Origin of the sequence: Companilactobacillus mishanensis (assembly GCF_003946505.1) — a bacterium.
Classification (GTDB): Bacteria; Bacillota; Bacilli; order Lactobacillales; family Lactobacillaceae; genus Companilactobacillus; species Companilactobacillus mishanensis.
The window spans coordinates 115,265-133,157 of record NZ_RHON01000004.1 but is presented as its reverse complement, the minus strand read 5'-3'; the positions used below and the strand labels follow the sequence as shown (position 1 = coordinate 133,157).

The 17,893-nt window shown below is 37.0% G+C and carries 14 protein-coding genes and 1 pseudogene; 1 reads left to right on the top strand and 14 read right to left on the bottom strand.

Annotated elements, in window-relative coordinates:
• Positions 1–3: 3 nt before the first annotated feature.
• Entirely contained in the window at positions 4–273 is a 270-nt protein-coding gene (locus tag EKM63_RS06040) for a LasU family protein (protein WP_125704745.1), read from the bottom strand.
• A gap of 212 nt (positions 274–485) precedes the next feature.
• On the opposite strand from EKM63_RS06040, the gene EKM63_RS11295 reads away from it, so the two are divergent.
• A complete protein-coding gene (locus tag EKM63_RS11295; protein WP_153494206.1) occupies positions 486–635 on the top strand; it encodes a hypothetical protein in 150 nt (49 codons plus the stop codon).
• Positions 636–722: 87 nt separating this feature from the next.
• Here EKM63_RS11295 and EKM63_RS06035 read toward each other — a convergent pair whose 3' ends face one another.
• The 13 genes and pseudogenes from EKM63_RS06035 to EKM63_RS05975 form a co-directional block, all read right to left on the bottom strand.
• A complete protein-coding gene (locus EKM63_RS06035; protein ID WP_125704743.1) occupies positions 723–3,581 on the bottom strand; it encodes a glycoside hydrolase family 3 protein in 2,859 nt (952 codons plus the stop codon).
• 1,085 nt (positions 3,582–4,666) lie between these two features.
• Entirely contained in the window at positions 4,667–5,128 is a 462-nt protein-coding gene (locus EKM63_RS06030) for a phage tail protein (RefSeq protein ID WP_125704741.1), read from the bottom strand.
• Positions 5,129–5,317: 189 nt separating this feature from the next.
• Positions 5,318–8,182 (bottom strand): glycoside hydrolase family 3 protein, encoded by a 2,865-nt coding sequence (locus EKM63_RS06025; protein ID WP_125704739.1) that lies wholly within the window; start codon positions 8,180–8,182, stop codon positions 5,318–5,320.
• A gap of 24 nt (positions 8,183–8,206) precedes the next feature.
• A complete protein-coding gene (locus tag EKM63_RS06020) occupies positions 8,207–9,019 on the bottom strand; it encodes a hypothetical protein (protein ID WP_125704737.1) in 813 nt (270 codons plus the stop codon).
• Complete coding sequence (locus tag EKM63_RS06015) at positions 8,958–9,212, bottom strand: hypothetical protein (protein ID WP_125704736.1); 255 nt, start codon at positions 9,210–9,212, stop codon at positions 8,958–8,960. Before EKM63_RS06015 ends, EKM63_RS06020 begins: the two co-directional genes overlap by 62 nt.
• A gap of 420 nt (positions 9,213–9,632) precedes the next feature.
• Positions 9,633–10,490 (bottom strand): annotated as a pseudogene (locus tag EKM63_RS11450) (Abi family protein).
• Positions 10,491–10,654: 164 nt separating this feature from the next.
• Entirely contained in the window at positions 10,655–10,786 is a 132-nt protein-coding gene (locus EKM63_RS11540; RefSeq protein WP_263852855.1) for a hypothetical protein, read from the bottom strand.
• Between the two features lie 350 nt (positions 10,787–11,136).
• Positions 11,137–12,516 carry a Na+/H+ antiporter NhaC gene (gene nhaC / locus EKM63_RS06000; RefSeq protein WP_125704730.1) on the bottom strand — a complete coding sequence of 460 codons (1,380 nt, stop codon included), beginning with the start codon at positions 12,514–12,516 and terminating at the stop codon, positions 11,137–11,139.
• A gap of 306 nt (positions 12,517–12,822) precedes the next feature.
• Positions 12,823–13,476 carry an amino acid ABC transporter permease gene (locus EKM63_RS05995; RefSeq protein WP_125704728.1) on the bottom strand — a complete coding sequence of 218 codons (654 nt, stop codon included), beginning with the start codon at positions 13,474–13,476 and terminating at the stop codon, positions 12,823–12,825.
• A 15-nt stretch (positions 13,477–13,491) separates the two neighbouring features.
• Positions 13,492–14,130, bottom strand: coding sequence for an amino acid ABC transporter permease (locus EKM63_RS05990; RefSeq protein WP_125704726.1), 639 nt, complete (start codon positions 14,128–14,130; stop codon positions 13,492–13,494).
• Positions 14,130–14,954, bottom strand: a complete 825-nt coding sequence (locus EKM63_RS05985; protein WP_125704724.1) for a glutamate ABC transporter substrate-binding protein — start codon at positions 14,952–14,954, stop codon at positions 14,130–14,132. Before EKM63_RS05985 ends, EKM63_RS05990 begins: the two co-directional genes overlap by 1 nt.
• 16 nt (positions 14,955–14,970) lie before the next feature.
• Entirely contained in the window at positions 14,971–15,708 is a 738-nt protein-coding gene (locus EKM63_RS05980) for an amino acid ABC transporter ATP-binding protein (RefSeq protein ID WP_125704722.1), read from the bottom strand.
• Positions 15,709–16,102: 394 nt separating this feature from the next.
• Positions 16,103–17,884 (bottom strand): ABC transporter permease, encoded by a 1,782-nt coding sequence (locus tag EKM63_RS05975; RefSeq protein WP_125704720.1) that lies wholly within the window; start codon positions 17,882–17,884, stop codon positions 16,103–16,105.
• Positions 17,885–17,893 lie beyond the last annotated feature (9 nt).

Sequence of the window (17,893 nt, the reverse complement as noted above, 5' to 3'; positions counted from 1 at the left end):
TAATTAATTGTGAGTCATGAAGTACATGGCAAGCAGAACTACTAAAATCAGCAATACCACCATAATTATCAGATTAACTTTGTTTTGCCCTTTTGTTTGTTCATGTCTATATGACAAACTAAGGCAAATAATAGCTAGTGCTACGGAATTATAGACAAAAAGTCCCCCGATACCACCTGCAATATAACTAGCTTGTTTCAAAAAGATTCCAATTATCACCAATAATATCAATATAATATTAGGTATCTGTACTGCACTTTTCTTGAATTCCATTTTTATCACCTATTCGTTTTTAAATTTTCCAAACCAAATCATCGTTGGTGGTTCTTAAAAATTAATAACTGTAAAGATATAATTCAGAATTCAAATCCTCTATATTTTCAAATGCTAGATTCTGATTTAACGTTAACATTAGCACCTTAATTAATCAATAACATGTGGTATAATCCAAGTGATTTTAACTTTATTGCTGGGGGGCATTACAATTGGGATTAGAAGATGACTATATGGTCAAACAACTGAGCCAAATATCCAAAGCACTAGCAAAAATCGTTGGTAAAAGTTCCTCTGATAAAATTATTAATTTTGAAGTTAAACAGGATCAAAAAGATAAACCTAAGAAAAAGAATAAATAAAAGCCCTGACCAAATGGTCGGGGCTTATTTGTATCCGGGGAGGATTATACCTGTGCTTTCACACAAATTTTACTATATGATTCTCTTCTACCAACTAGCTCCATTGGCTGTCATAATACTATCGACATCATAAGGAGTAATTGATTTAGCTGTTAGGTTATTTGCTTGTGCAAATGTGTAAGTTTTCATAATAGTGTTCAAGACACTTTCTGCAGATTTTTGTAGATCACCTAATGCTAATTTGTTTCCATCAGCTGCATTAGTTGCAGCAATTTGTAAGGCTTGTTGTGTACCACCGGGCATGATCAAATCATTTCCGGCACGCATCATTGATGCTGGGTCTGACAAACTCTTCAAGTTATACCAGTCTGTCATAACTGTACCTTTGTAACCCCATTCGCCACGTAGAATATTTGTTAATAAGTCGAAATTAGCGGCATTATATTGTCCATTTACTTGGTTGTATGATGACATTACATATTCAGGTTGAGCATCTTTCATGACTGTTTCAAAGCCTTTAAGATAAATTTCTCTCATTGCTTGTTCACCAATTTCAGCATCCATCGTCTGACGACTGGACTCTTGGCTATTTGCGAAGAAGTGTTTTACAGTTGTGCCTACGCCAGGATTTGTTTGAACACCCTTTGTAATAGCTGTAGCACTAACTCCAGCAACGAGTGGATCTTCTGAGTAGTATTCAAAGTTACGGCCGTTTAATGGGTCTCTATGAATATTCATACCAGGAGCTAACCAAGTATCTACTCCGAATTCTTTCATTTCTTTACCTACAGCATCCCCAACTTTATACATCATTTGAGGGTCCCATGCTTGTGCTAACAAAGTTCCGATAGGCCAAGCTGTAGCGTATTGATATCTTGTTTGACCATTGACTTTAGATTCTGGTGTTAAACGTAGTCCAGCAGGACCATCTGAATTAACTGAAACAGGAATTCCTCTGTTTTTGAGTTCTCCAGTAGTTTGACCAGCAGCACCTGGAACTTGAGTTGAAGCACTACCAATAATTGATAATGCAGAAGCTGTATCAGGATCAGAACTGTCGACACTTGACACGCTATCCATACCGTTCTTCATCATATTATATGTTGAAGCAAGTTGTTTAGCCGTCATGACTAAGTTTCCACTAACGATTTGTGAAAGTTGTTTTGTGGATAGACTGGCAATGAATTGATCCATTGTGATCTTGCCACTGTAAACATCTTTCAAACTTGATCCATTAGCTGCATTGATCGAAACGATTGTTTGATCTAAATCAGTTGTAGGTAATTTTGGTGTTGAGTTCTTGTTAACAATGGTCGTTACGGCGTTTTCGTCGATAGTCGATGCATTGTTTCCACGAACCATGTTTAATGATGAACTATCTAGATTGATGACAGGTGCCGATGCCAATTCAGCAACTTGATTTGCAGGAACATAAGTATTATCGCTACCATGCAAGACTGTTGGATCAACAGCAGGTGCCATTTCTGAAGAAAGTTTTTCAGTGGTTACTTTATTTGGAAGGTTCAAAACTGTAGCAACATCAGTATTACGTGAACTATCACCGACTCTTACAATGTAGTTTCCAGCATCCATGATATAGCTAGAAGTTGCAGTATCGTAACTTGCCATATTGTAGATTGGGAATGACATAGTCAAAGTCTCACTTTGTCCTGGTGCTAAGACATCTGTTTTAGCATATGCTGCAAGATTTTGGAAAGCCTTGTCGACTGTACCCTTTGGTGCTGAATAATATTCTTGAACAACTTCACGTCCAGAGTATTTATTTCCAACATTAGTTACAGTTACTTTTGTAACAAGATTCGTTCCGTTGACTGAAACTGAGTTAGTTGCGACTTTAAAATCAGTATATGAAAGACCGTAACCAAACTCATAATGTGGTGTCACGTTATAAGTATCAAAATAACGATAACCAACATAGATACCTTCGGTATAATTTTCTTTTTCAGTATTGCCATCATTGGCACCGAAAGTAGCTGAAGCTGGGTAATCAGAATAATTATTTGCCCAAGTATCAACCAATTTACCAGAAGGAGTCACTTTGCCGCTTAATAAATCAGCGACGGCAACACCAGTATTTTGACCACCTTGTGAAACCAAGAGAACACTATCAAGATCAGGAATCTGATCGATAAACTTAGTATCAACTTGGCCACCAACGTTTAGTAGCAAAATACTCTTGTTGTACTTTTGTGCCACATTCTTGATGTTGTTTAATTCTGCATTAGTAATCTCGTAATCACCTTTAGTGTCAGTACGATCAGCACCTTCACCAGCGTTACGTGACAAAACATAAATACCAACATCAGCTGGAGCACTGTCAAAAGTTGCTTGAGAAATTTGTGGATCAGCGTAGTTAAAAGTACCCATCATAGGATGAGATTTAGCAAAAGCAGCATTTTGAGTATCATAATCTTTTGCAATACCTGTTAAATAATCATCCGTCTTGATTTGATAACCAGCATCCTTTAAACCGTCCCAAATATTGACAGTTTTACGAGGGTTCACATTACCGGAACCAGTGCCCCCTTTAACAGTTCCATAGGCGCCTCCACCAAACAAAGCTACTGAGTCATCCGTAGAAATAGGTAAAGTTCCATTCTTGTTTTGCAACAATACCATACCGTCCTCGGCGGCAGAAGTTGATAATTGAGAATTAGCAATTTCAGTTTCATTAGGATCTGGACTAGTAGTAGCCGATTCATCAGAGTTAGCAGTGGTGTTAGCATTCACATCAGTAGTAGCTGACGCGTTAGTCACCGCACCATCGTTTGCCCCATTAGATGACGTTTGTGAGCTTGTCTCTGAAACGTCAGAATCAGAAGTCGTTGCAGCAGATGCATTGCCAAGGTATGTAAAGAAACTTATGAAAAATACCGAGATAGCACTGATCAGCAGCAATAAAATCCGCTTCTGTTTTCTATTCATCCTATCACCCCTAAACCTATAGATGTATAACGCCCTTTTGCAAGCGTTACCATACTGATTATTATACAGTATTGTTACATTTATGTGACAATGTTTTTTAATAAATATTCAGTAAATAGAGTGGCTTTTTTATGAAAAGTGGTTTTATACTGCCGATTCCGGAATCAAATCGATTATTTTAAGGAACGTATGTCGCCTTTGGCGCATGCGCAACCATCTCAAGTGTTGGCTACGCCAACGAACGACCAAGGAAGGGAACGCCCAGATCTGAGCCGAAATCGATTTGATTCCTACATCTAGATAAGTTCTCATAAAAATTTAAGTTGGGGTTGAGTGAGTGGGTGGATTCACTTCTTTACTGGTTAGGTAGTGAGAAATGAAATCATTGTTGTTCAGTTTTTTGACTGTTTTTTCCTTGTTTTAGAAATTTATATAAGAATCAATACTACAACTTATGTTTGGAATATAAAAACTTCAATTATTTTTGTTTAGATTTGTGTGATACCTTTAGAGGTACCATGATCATTCAATTTCAAGAGATGAATTGCGAGGAAAATTATATTGAAAACTATTTTAATGATTTTACTAACAGCGTTAATAACATATATAGTCATATCATTCATAGTCGCACTTTCTAAAACGATATTTTCAAATAAAGATAAAAAATTGAAAAACACTTTTAAAAAAGAATTATCTGAAAATTTTGTGAAAATATTAGATCCAATGAATTGGTTCTGAATGTGATATTTTAAAATGGCAAAACAAAAAATCTCCGAATCAGTGGCAAACTGATTCAGAGATTTTGACATTTTCACTACACATTAATATCGCTGGATAAAACATAATTGCCACCAACGAAAACACAATGAAATTTGAGTAATAAAATTACACCGAACACCAGATGCAGGAAGAAAATAAATTTTGGCTCAGCCATCAAATTTGTCTTAGACTCGGAACGAGTCTTAGACAAAGAGCCAGTTTGAAGACTTTCCAGAACTCGGAAAGGCTCCAAATGGCTCGATGGCGTTCCAGCCAAAAAATTTATTTTCTTCCGGAATCGGCAGCATCCCACAAAAAAAGCAGTTTTAATACTCACCTTTAATAACAAAAAACGAACCGCGGATAGTACCGGCTAACTTCGACTTCTGGTGTGCAAACTTAAACTTACCCTCGAATTCCTGAGGAACTTCCATCCCATCAGATAACTTAAACCCAACAGCACGTTTGCCACCATCTTCAAGCGCATACATCACATTGACCTCAAGACCGTTTTCGTAAAAAACGTGAGCAAACTTAGTTCCGTCTTCTTCAAATTGAGTTACTTCCAAAGGCTTATATGGAAACTTCATATCACGTTCAGCAAGAATTTTCTCGATCCAAGGAAGTGTCTCTTTATCCTCATCCAAGGTATAAGTTACAAATTCATGCTTAAATTTATTCCAGTAATATCTGGCCTCATTGGCTCTCAAACCTGCCAATGCATCAGCAACTGGTGAACTTTCCAATCCGACTGTCGAAACATCTTTGAAATCTACTTTATATGACATAGCCATGTCCTCCATAAATAAAATCAATCATATTATACCGTTTTATTGAAATAAAAATCCCTCTAAAGTTAATCTTTAGGGGGATTTCTATTAATTGAATAGTGCGTCTAAGATCTCTGGCAAATTTTGTACATATTCGCCAACTTGATGAAAAATATTTTTTATATCATCCATAAAATCTCACCTCTCCTACCAATTTTGTCCATTTGCACCCATTGTCGTCGAAACATCTTGTGGTGTAAATGAATTTACAGGTACATTATAAGTTTTCGCAAATGAATTTGTGTTCATTATTGAAGTTAGAACTCTCTTGGCTGATTTTTGAAGGTCGCCAAGCATCAACTTATTGCCACCTATAGGCAAAACTGAAGCATCGACTTGCAATGGAATTTGTGTTCCACCTGGCATGATCAAATCATTACCAGCGTGCATCAATGCTGCTGGATCTGTGAAACTCTTGAAACTGAACCAGTCAGTCATAACTCCACCTTTGAAGCCCCATTCGCCACGAAGAATATTTGTTAATAGATCGTAGTTTCCTGAGTTGTATTCACCGTTTACACGGTTATAAGATGACATGACATACTCTGGTTGAGCATCTTTGACAGCAATTTCGAAACCTTTTAGATAGATTTCACGTAAAGCTTGTTCACCAATAACTGAGTTTGTAACGAAACGGTTTGTTTCCTCATTATTAGCTACAAAGTGTTTGATAGTTGTACCGACACCAGGATTTGATTGTACTCCTCGTGTTTCGGCTGCAGCTGTAATACCTGCAACTAATGGATCTTCAGAATAGTATTCAAAGTTACGTCCATTTAATGGATTACGATGAATATTCATACCTGGAGCTAACCAAGTATCGATTCCGAATTCAGCCATTTCTTTACCAACAGCATTTCCGACTTGATAAACCATTGCTGGATCCCATGTTTGAGCCATCAAGGTTCCAATTGGCCATGCTGTAGCATATTGATAAATTGTTTGTCCGTTCTTAGTTGCGATCGGTGTCAAACGTAAACCTGCAGGACCATCTGAATTAACTGATACGGGAACTCCACGATCTAGTAATGCTGAAGTTGTTTGTCCAGCTGCACCAGGTACTGTTGTTGATGCTCCACCAACAACAACGTTTGAGCTTCCACCTTGGCCAATACCTATTTGATTCTTCAAAGCTTCGAATCCTTCGGCATTGAGATCCAAGTTACCATTAACGATCTTTGTAAGTTGTTTTGTAGATAAACTAGCAACGTATTGATCCATTGTGATCTTTCCAGTATAAACATCAAATAATGATGACCCTTCAGCTGGATCGACATATTGAATATCTTGTTTCAATCCGTTGTTTGGTAGTAGTTGATTGCTACCCTGTTCAACATATGTAGTTACACGGTTGGTGTCATATTGTGAAGTATTGTCGCCTAATGCGTAACTTAATGTTGATGGATCTAAAGTGATTTGTGTTGCAGATGCCATTTCAGCTGCTTGATCAGCAGGAGTATACATTGTCGAGCTACCATGTAAAGTAGTTGGATCTGCATCTGGCATCATTTCATTGGCAAGTTGTTCCGTTGTTACCTTTTCAGGTAAATTCAAAACAGCTGCGACATGTGTATTACGTGAACTATTTCCGATCCTAATAATGTAGTCGCCGGCATCCATAATGTAGCTGGCTGTACTTGTATCGTAACTAGCCATGTTGTAAATAGGGAATGACAATGTCAAAGTTTGGCTTTGTCCAGGTGCTAAGACATCAGTTTTAGCATAGGCTGCCAAATTTTGGAAAGCTTTGTCGACAGTACCAGCAGGTGCTGAATAATATTCTTCAACGACTTCACGTCCGGAATATGTATCACCAGTGTTAGTTACAGTAACTTGTGAAACCAAGTTATTGCCGTCAACATAAGTCTTGTCAGGATTGATTGAAAAGTTTGTATATGAAAGTCCATAACCAAATTCATATTGAGGGATTATATTGAACGAATCAAAGTAACGATATCCAACATAAATTCCTTCATTATAGTTTTCAGTCATAGAATTTCCATCGTTTTCAGCAAATGTTGCTGAAGAAGGATAATCAGAATAATTTAGTGCCCATGTATCTGTCAATTTACCAGAAGGAGTAGTTTTTCCACTGATAAGGTCGGCAACAGCGGTTCCTGTATTTTGACCACCTTGTGAAACTAAGAGAACACTCTTCAAGTTTGGAACTTCATATAAGAATGACATATCGATAGGTCCACCGACATTGAGGAGTAAAACACTATTACTATAATTATTAGCGATATTCTTGATGTTATTAAATTCAGCATCAGTGATTTGATAGTCGCCCTTTGTATTTGTACGATCCTTACCTTCACCGGCATTACGTGATAAGACGTAAATACCAACATCGGCAGGAGCTGCATCAAAATCAGCTTGTGAAATTTCAGGATCTGTATAGTTGAATGTACTCAACAATACAGCTGTTTTACTGAAATCAGCTTTCTTTTGATCGTAGTCTGCAGCTGTTTTTGTTAGCCAATCATTTGTTGTGACCTGGTAACCAGCATTTTGCAATCCGTCCCAAATATTAACAGTTTGTCTTGGATTGGCGTCACCAGAACCGGTACCACCTTTGACAGTACCGTATGCACCGGCACCGAATAAGGCAACACTTTGGTCAGTTGAGATTGGCAATGAATTATCTTGGTTTTGCAATAAAACCATACCATCTTCGGCAGCTGAAGTAGCTAATTGAGAGTTAGCAATTTCAGTATCGTTTGGTTGATCCGAAGTGGCTGAATAACTCGCTTGGACATTTGCATTAGAATCAGCGTTTACTGCAGAAACAGTATCGCTGGTAGTAGCAGGTGTCGTTGTTGAAACATCATCTTGCTGGCTTGTATCCGAAGTAACTGCAGGCGTGGTTTGTTCAACTTGAACAGCGCCTTGAGTCGTATCGGTAGTTTCAGCGTTGACCGTATCAGCTGAATAAGTTACGAACCCGAAAACGAATGTTGTAATTAAACTAGTTAAAACGGTGATGAGTTTCTTTGAAGAAAGTTTCTTCATCGTCTCACCTCATTTTTATTTTAATTAACTTAAAACAACATCTTGGGCACGAACATATTCGTTAGTAGAAACACGATAGAATGTTTGACCAGTTTTTGTATTTACACGTTGTAGATCAGTGAACCAAGCCGTATTTGGAGCCAATGATCTAGTAGCTGTTTCGCCCATTACGTTAAATAATGGAGCTTGTGTAGTAGTTGTAACTTTATTGTTTAATTTTCTGTTTGAATAAAATGCTGTATCTGCAGGAACTGTTGCAGCTTTTGCTTCTTTAGTATCTGCATCTTTGTTATTGATGGCGTCAGCAACTTTGTTACCAATTGCGTCAGGGATCAAATTGTTTTTACCTGTAGCTAATCCATAAACACCACCGATAGCATTATCAACTAAGTCTAGTGGTTGTACTAATTTCATAACTGTTGAAGCAACTCCACCAACACCTGGAATAGCACCGACAACGTCGATAGCTGCATCTTGGATAGCGTGTGAAGCATTACCTAGTGAGTTTGATTCAGGATCAGCAAATCCAACCGCACCAGCGTAAACATTTGAAAGTGGTTTAACTTTTGAAAGAACGTCGCCTGAAACTGGTCCAACGATATCCTTACCAACAATGTCGCCTACAGCTTTTTTAGCTGTAGTTTTAATCTTAGAAACAACTGGATTCTCATCAGATTTTGTTGCTGATGTTGTGTCAGTTGCAGCTGTTGTTGTTGCTTGTGTTGCTGAAGAATCAGTAACATTTGCTTGTGGAGCTTGTTCTTGTGTTTGTGTATCAGTTGTAGCAGAAGTTGCTACAGCGTTTGTATCTGTATCTTTTGTTGTATCTGTTTGCATCAGTAGCAGTTTGAGCTGCATCTGTTGATGTTGAAACGTTTTGTGGAGCGACTTGTGTAGTTACATAAGCGTCGCCAGTAGTATTTGTATTATTAGTAGTGTCGGCATTTGCTGTGCCTGAAGCAACAGTGATTCCTGTCAAAGCAATGGCAATGGCAAATGAGGACGAAATCAAAGCTTTTTTTAATTTCATAAGAATCCCCTTTTCGAATATAAAATGCCCTATTTAGTCACACTTAGGGACTTTCATTAGTACTACCCCAACCATTCCCAATAATGTAATTCGTTAAAAACCTGTTTAGTCGCATTCCTCCCACAAAACTTGACTAATCAGTAAATATCAACAGAATTCTTTTAATGACAGCGGTACCAAATCGAGATAAATTATACACCATTAATACAAAAAAATGAATAAATAAAATTAAAATGTAAGTCATAATATAACCACAATTTAAATTTTTGAAAGTTATATAATATATTGAATTGCCGTAATATAGGCATCCCTGTAGTTGTATTCATAAAAACACTCATAATTAGGCAAGATATTAACTAAAAATAGCTAAATAAAATGAGATTGAATTTAGAAATTATCGCAAAAAAAATAGCCTTTCGGCTATTTTCTAAAGATGTCATAGAATGCATCCATATTTTTAAATCCTAATTTCTCGATCGACCCATCTATATCTCTGGTAATACTAGTGAAGGATCGTTTTATATTATCAAATCGATATTTTGGATTAATGGCATACATCATATGTACGACAATTACGATCACCAAAGCTATCTTATTAGTGTAGCTAATATCACCATTAATATTCTTAAACCACAAGAATTCTTGATAATCTTTCGGTGCCATTGCATCGGTAGACAATGTAATATCTAGCAAGTTTGAATTGTGGCAACAAATATTTCTGACGAAGTTTAAACACTCTAACCAAGAGACCAATTCATCTCGGGTACAGTCAAAATAATCGGTAAAGTATTTGACGTTATCCGGCGACATGAGCCGGATCAGAGTCGATGTTGTTTCGAAAGTTAAGAGGTTAGTCATTAACCAAACTGTTGGAAAATTATCGGCATTTAAGTTCTCCCGATAGTCTAAATCTCATATATTTGAATTATATGCTTGTCTTAATAATGATTTCTTAAAGTAAAATTGTCGTTCTTCAAGACTGTATTTTGAAATTCTATTATCAGCCCAATTTGAAAAATCTAAATAGCCAAACGCACCATATTTATTTCCCAAAACGTGAGAAATCAAACTATTCATTGAAACTTCAATATCTTCGATTGCATGCAGCAAATTGATACGAAGATTCTTATCTTGATAATATCTTTTAACTACAAAATCAAATTCTAATCCATCATAGTCCGGAGTATTATATCCGTCCCTGTAAGCAAATGGATAGGCAAATTGTTTCAATGTGTAATAGCCGATTGCTTCTATCGCGTTGATGTTCTTGTCGCGCATTTCTGGATCAAGTGTCATCCCTCTCTTTTCAAAGAGGTCCAACTGATCCTCATATGACAGTTGCTTTGGGCTACGCAATTTTAATCACCTTCATTCTTTACCCAGTACTTAAAATAACATAATTTTTATAAAATACCTAAACTGAACCACTGATAATACTTGATTTAACGGACTTTGAAAAGTGAAAGTAGAGCCAATCCACCAATCAAAATCAAATATACAAATAGCACACTTAATTTAGGTTCAACTCTTTCAATAGTCAGTTGAACATGTTCTGTGTCAATGAGTTTTTTCATCTTGCTATTTCTCCTTAGAACAGTTATTCTTTAGTTGCACAAAGTACCAAGGGAGAGTTTATCCCTCTCCCCTGTGTAAAAAGTATTACCAGATGACTTTGAATGACATTGCCACGACCAAGAAGTTTAGTGAAATTCTAAACTCACGGCGTGGCTTTTTATGTCTAGCCATTAGTAACACCTCCTTTGGCAGGAAGTGAAATTCCATCCCTTGATACTCTTTCTATTGTGGACTAAAAGCATTAAGAATCAACTAAAAGGCACAAAGATATTTATTATATTTTGATATAAATCTTATAGAATTTTCTATAATAAAAGCCGGCTCAAATGAGTCAGCTTTTTTCATTCTATTAATTTTTTGGCTGCATGCGTTTCAAGCCAATCCCAGTGAATCCACTAATGATCGACAAAATTGGTGACAATAAACTAAAGAAACAGAATGGAAGAAATTCTAGTGTTGGTACTCCTAAGGTGTTGGCAGCGAATGCTCCGGCAACTCCCCAAGGTATCAAGTAGTTGATAACAGTTCCTCCATCTTCAAGTACTCGACTCAAGGCCAAGTTATCCAATCCACGCTTATTGAATGTTTCTTTAAATGCTTTACCTGGCAAAATAACTGACAGGTATTGTTCACCGACGAAAATATTAACTCCGATACCTGAAAGTATCGTGGCTGTAACCAATGATCCTGCTGACTTGAGTCGTTTTGCCAATGGTGCAATGGCGGTTTGGATGACGTCAAACTTCATCAACAATCCACCTAGCGAAAGTGTAAGGAATATCAACGAAACTGTCCCCATCATTGAAGTTATTCCACCTCGAGTCAACAGTGCATCGACATTGGCATTCCCTGTTTTAGATACGAAACCATTTTCGATAAATCCGGCAATATCTGGTACTGAGGTTCCTGGTTTCTGAATAAAAATCATTACGATGGTAACCGCAATATTCAACAACAAGGTTGCTATGGCGGGAATTCTCAAGATTGCACAAATGAATAACAATATAATAGGAAGAACTGCCCACCAACTTACAACAAAATGCGTATTTAAAGTGTGTAAAGTTGGGGCAATATTAGTAAGTTTGGCCCCAGTTTCATTCAATCCTAAAATCCAGTACAACACTAATGAGATCAAGAATGCTGGAATTGTGGTCCACATTAAGTTCTTGATATGAGCAAATAAATCTGATCCAGCCATGGCGGCGGCAAGATTTGTGGAGTCAGAAAGAGGTGATGTTTTGTCTCCAAAAATAGCCCCTGAAATGATAGCTCCGGCTACCAGTGCGGGATTGACACCCATCGTCGTTCCCATTCCAAATAGAGCTATTCCGATAGTTGAGACAATCGTAAATGCAGATCCAATTGACGTTCCAATCAAAGCACAGACCAAGAATACCGATGGCACGAACCACTGTGCAGAAATCAAATGGAAACCAGCGACCATCATCGATGGAATTACACCGGCTGCTATCCAAGTACCGATCAAGGCACCGATAAGAATAAAAATAAATATCGGCACGATACCATTTTTTACTCCCTCCATGATTCCATCATGAATTTCATCCCAACTTGCACGTTTAATTTTCTCCCATAAAATCAACAATCCAATTACTACTAAAACTGGAGTTTGTGGTGACAATCCAAATCCAATAACACCACTTCCCAAAATTATCAGCATCACTAGTAAAAGTAAGATTGCTTCTCTAAAACTTACCCGCTCTTTTTTCATATGCTTCTCCCACAAAAAAATCGTCCCCGCTGCAATAAATGCAACAGGGACGATTTGACTGTATTCAACCGTGGTACCACCCAGCTTGAGACCTAAGCAGACCTCCACTCGAGAGTGATATCGGCACTCATTTCCGCTTGGAAAACCAAGTCATGTTTGGTATTTCAGTACTAACACCCTGACCAGTTCGCATCGACCACTGGCTTTCTTACACACAGATGCAGTATTACTTTGTTCAAACACTTGTCTTTAATGTCTTGAATATTAACAATTATTCCTATGTTCGTCAACCAAAATTTCACAATCTTAAGCTAAACGTCTGTCGATAATCTTTGAAACGACTGACAGTGCGTAACATACGATAAAGTATAAAATTGCTAAAGCTAAGTACATTGGAACGATATAATTTGCGTTTTGACCGTAAATAACTTGAGCATGTTGCATTAATTCTGGCACAACGATGATAGTTGCCAAAGAAGTATCCTTGATCAATGAGATCAATTGACTAACTAAGGCAGGAATCATTTTCTTGTATGCTTGTGGTAACACGATATGCCACATTGCTTGGGTATATTTCATACCTACAGCACGGGCCGCTTCCATCTGGCCAACATCAACTGCCAAGATACCTGAACGAATGATTTCCGCAACCATCATTGACTCGAAAACAGTCATAGCTAAAATGGCGGCTGGAATCGTATCCGGTTTGAATCCAAACGCTGGTAGACCAAAGTATACGAAGAAGATAATCAATAGTAATGGTAAATTACGGATAACATCGATGATGAATCCGACAATTTTTGAGAAATATGGAATCTTTGTATAACGGATGATTCCTAAAATGGAACCAATTATCATACTAAATACAACCGAAATAATTGAGATTTCCACCGTGACCCAGAGACCTTGGAGAAGGAACTTCAAGTTGACGGCAGAATAAGCATCAATCCAATTTTGCATAATTCATTCTCCCCTCTAAGCCAATTTTCTTTCTAGATGCTGCATGTAATAACTGATCGGTAATGTGATGATCAAGTAGAAAACACCAACTACCAAGTAGGTATTTACAGTATCAAAAGTTTGAGATGCAATCGCGTTACCTTGGTACATCAAATCAAATCCAGCAACGAAGGCTAAAACTGACGAATTTTTGACCAAGTTGACGAATTGATTTCCCAATGGTGGAATAACCAATTTGAATGCTTGTGGTAAAACGATATAACGCATAGCTTGTGTATACTTCATCCCTTGAGCACGTGATGCTTCCATCTGACCGACATCAACTGAATTGATACCTGAACGGACGGTTTCAGCAATAAAAGCCGAAGTATAAATCGTCAACCCAATCGTACCAGCGGTAAATCCGTTGATTTTAACAAAGTACAATGGAATAACTAAATAGAAAAACATTGTGATAACAAGTAAGGGAATATTACGGAAAATTTCCACATAAATATTACCGATAACTCTCAAAGCTTTGTTAGGTACAACTTCCAAAATGGCGAAAAGCGAGCCAATTATCAAACTGAAAAATAACGCCACGATACTTGATAGAAGTGTCCAGCCAAATCCAGTTAGGAAGTTTTGCCAGTTATTTGTGAATGCTGAAATCATTAGCGTAGCACCTCCCTATAATTGAATCCTGGAACGTTTCCGAACCATTTCTTGATCAGTCTGTTATAAGTACCATCAGCTTCAACTTCCTTGATAGCTTTATTCAAAGCATGTTTGAATTCAGGTTGATCCTTGTTGATACCAATACCATAAGGTTCCGTTGTGAAAGCTTTACCCTGAACACGATAGCCAGGATTTTCAACAGCCATACCAGCTAAAATAACGTTATCTGTTGTCAAAGCATCCCCTTGGCCAGATTTCAGAGCAACTAAAGCTTGAGCATAATCTTGTAATTGAAGTACTCGAGCCTTTGGAGCATATTTCTTAACATTTTCAACAGAGTTAGAACCAACAACTCCGATAATAGTTCTATTATTCAAATCTTGAACTCTTTTGACTGGTGACCCATCTTTTACCAAAATAGATTGTCCAGCATCAAAGTATGAATTAGAAAAATCGATAACTTTTTGACGTTCAGGAGTGATTGTCATTGTAGCCATAATGGCATCGATATTTCCATTTTTTAGTAATGGGATACGTGATTGAGAAGTAACAGTAACAAATTTAGCTTTACCATTCTTACCCAAAATTTTCTTAGTTAATGCTCTGGCCATGTCAATTTCGAAACCTTTTTCCTGACCGTCCTTAACATCAATAAGTCCCATTAATTTTGTATCAGCCTTAACACCCCAGCTAATAGTGTTTGCGTCCTTGGCATTTTGCAAAACATCCTGTTTAGAAAGCGGCTTTGAACCACATCCGACAAGGATCAGTGCTAGAAGCAAGGACATGACAAACATCGAAAAATATTTAAACTTTTTCATAATATCCTGCCCCCTTCTAGTGCTTAATAATTTTACTTAAGAACTGTCTTGCACGTTCATTTGTAGGGTGCTCGAAGAATGTATCAGTCTTGTCATCCTCAAGAATACGTCCATCAGCCATGAAAATAACACGGTTGGCAACTTCCTGTGCGAAGCCCATTTCATGAGTAACAATCAAAGATGTCATATCACTTTGGTTAGTAACATATTTGATAACACGCAAAACATCATCGATCATTTCAGGATCAAGAGCACTAGTGGGTTCATCAAATAACATACAACGAGGTTTCATGGCCAAAGCACGAGCAATAGCAACACGCTGAGCTTGTCCACCAGAAATTTGTGAAGGCATATTTTCAGCTTTATCAGCCAAACCAACTTGATCAAGAAGAGCCATAGCTGACTTTTTATTTTCAGCTTCATCCATCTTCAAAACAATTCTTGGAGCCAACATAACGTTTTCAAGAACATTTTTATTAGCATATAGATTGAAATGTTGGAAAACCATACCAACATCAGTACGGATACGGTTGATATTAGTATTCTTGTCAGCAATATCATGACCGTTAACGATCAATTGGCCCTCTTGAATAGTTTCCAATCCGTTAACAGATCTTGCCAAAGTACTTTTACCAGAACCAGAAGGTCCAATAAGTACAACAGTTTCCCCTTTATCAATCTCTAAGTTAATGTCATGCAATGCGTGAAATTTACCATAATATTTTTGCACATCGCGAAACTCGATCATCGACATATAACATTCTCCCTTCGTATCGTGTAAGAGCGTAGCAAAACCTGGGTGGCTTCTGAGCACTAACACAGAAATCGGTTAAGCGACACTATCACTAAAAATGACTATTAAAGAAATTTTAATGTTTTTCTAAGCGTTTGGCAATAAAAATGAAATTACCTACAGTAATTTTTCCACTTAAATACTTATAAACTTAAATCAACATTGCAATGATACCGCTATTCCTTGACGATATATCAACTATTATCAATTTTTCAAAAATATTTTTGATTTTTCCAATTAAGCGCTTACACAATTATTATAAAGTCCTAATCTACGATATTAAAAAAAAGCCGAAAACATAAGTTTTCGGCAATATCTGTTGAGGATATTTTTTCATTTAAAACGGGGGAATCTTTTATTTTAGTACTATCTTCTTATACAAATATCTGGTTATGAAATAATAACCCAGATACAGTACGAAGAAGATCAGGAATGGCACTTCAATGTGCATATATGGTTTATATAACAATGGCTTAAACATCTGTAAACCAACTAGCACATGGACTATTCCTAAAACTGCAGGAACTGAGAACAACACAGCAATTTCTTTATTGATAGTTTGACGTAATGATCTTTGTCTAGTACCAATTTTGTAAAGCATGTTGTAACGTTTGACGTCTCCAGCAGCTCCAGACAATATCTTGAACATCAAACAACTTGCTAACATTGCCAGGAAGGCGATTCCAAGGAAGAATCCCATGAATTCTAGTCCTGAGAAGAAGCTATTAATATTCTTATAAACTGAATATTTATCGCCACCGAATTGTTTATAAGCTGGATATCTTGCTGCCTGTATTTCAGAAATCTTTTTAAACGTTGATAAATTATTCTTGAATGAATCAGTCTTTACAAACGTCATCGTTTCAGGCTTGCCACTCAAGCTATCAAATTTCGCATCACTGACAAATTTAGCCTGAGGTGCAGCTTCATCAACTGGAATAGTGTTTTGCAATTGAAAAGCAACTGAAGGGTTAGATTTGTGTGTAGGAACCTCTTTAGAAATCATGGATTTACTGAATTTATTGTACGTAAATCCTTGTGATTCGAGATCACTATTACGGTAATAAGTGAATTTCTTAGTATTCTTGAATTCATATACCGTCAACTTCTTATGGTCAATTTTGTCGACCAAGTTTTGTTCCTTATTATTGATGTTTCTGATACTTGCATCATAATAATTTTGACCGTTAGCAACAGTGTCGATTTGTTGACGGAATCCTAGTCCAACAGTGATTGCACCAAGAGCAAGTGCGAACATGATCGATACCATTGAAAGGATTTTTGTGTAGTCAGCAATTCTAAAGTTCAATTGTGACAAGGTAAAATTATTCAAACCTTTTTGTGAAAAGCTTGTATTACGTTTCAACAAATTAATAATGGTAGTCGTTAGTGAGTTGATAACGAAATATGTACCGGCAACGATAGTGAATAGGGCTACAGGGACACCTAAGAAAATAAATGTAGCATCCTTACCCATTTTGACCATGCACCAATATCCGATTGCTAATAAAATTACTCCTAAGATTGATTGGATAATAGTCCAGGCATTGTTGCGCTTAAGTTTAGTTGGTTGGCTGTCCATGTTCAACAGCGTCATAACTTTAGTAAATCTAAGTGATATTGAATTTCTTAATGCTGAAAAAATAAATATTACGATGAAAAATACAAATGTCCAAAGCAATGCTGGTAGATAAAAGCTATTGAAGTGGCTGACTTGCATATCCATATTTTTGATTAGTAAATCACCGACAAAGCCTGTGATACCAATACCAATCAATGAACCAACAGCTGTAGCGATAGCTCCAATCGCAAATGTTTCAACGAAAATCATTTTGGAAATTTTACTACTTTTGGCACCGAGCATCATAAACATCCCATACTCTTTTTGCCGCATACTCAATAAAAATTTATTCGCATAATTTATATAAACAATGGTAATTATTGCTAAAAGTACAATACCGAATCCGAAGATAAAGGCTGTTGCCTGTGCTGGTGAATTGGATTTCAAGAATGCCTTATTCAAAGCCAACGATAAAAACATATAAAAGATGGATGCTGCTATCATCAAACCTGAGAACAGAACACTGTAATCACGTAGACGATGCTTTATTCCACCTATAGCTAATTTATTTAACATTTAAGTCCC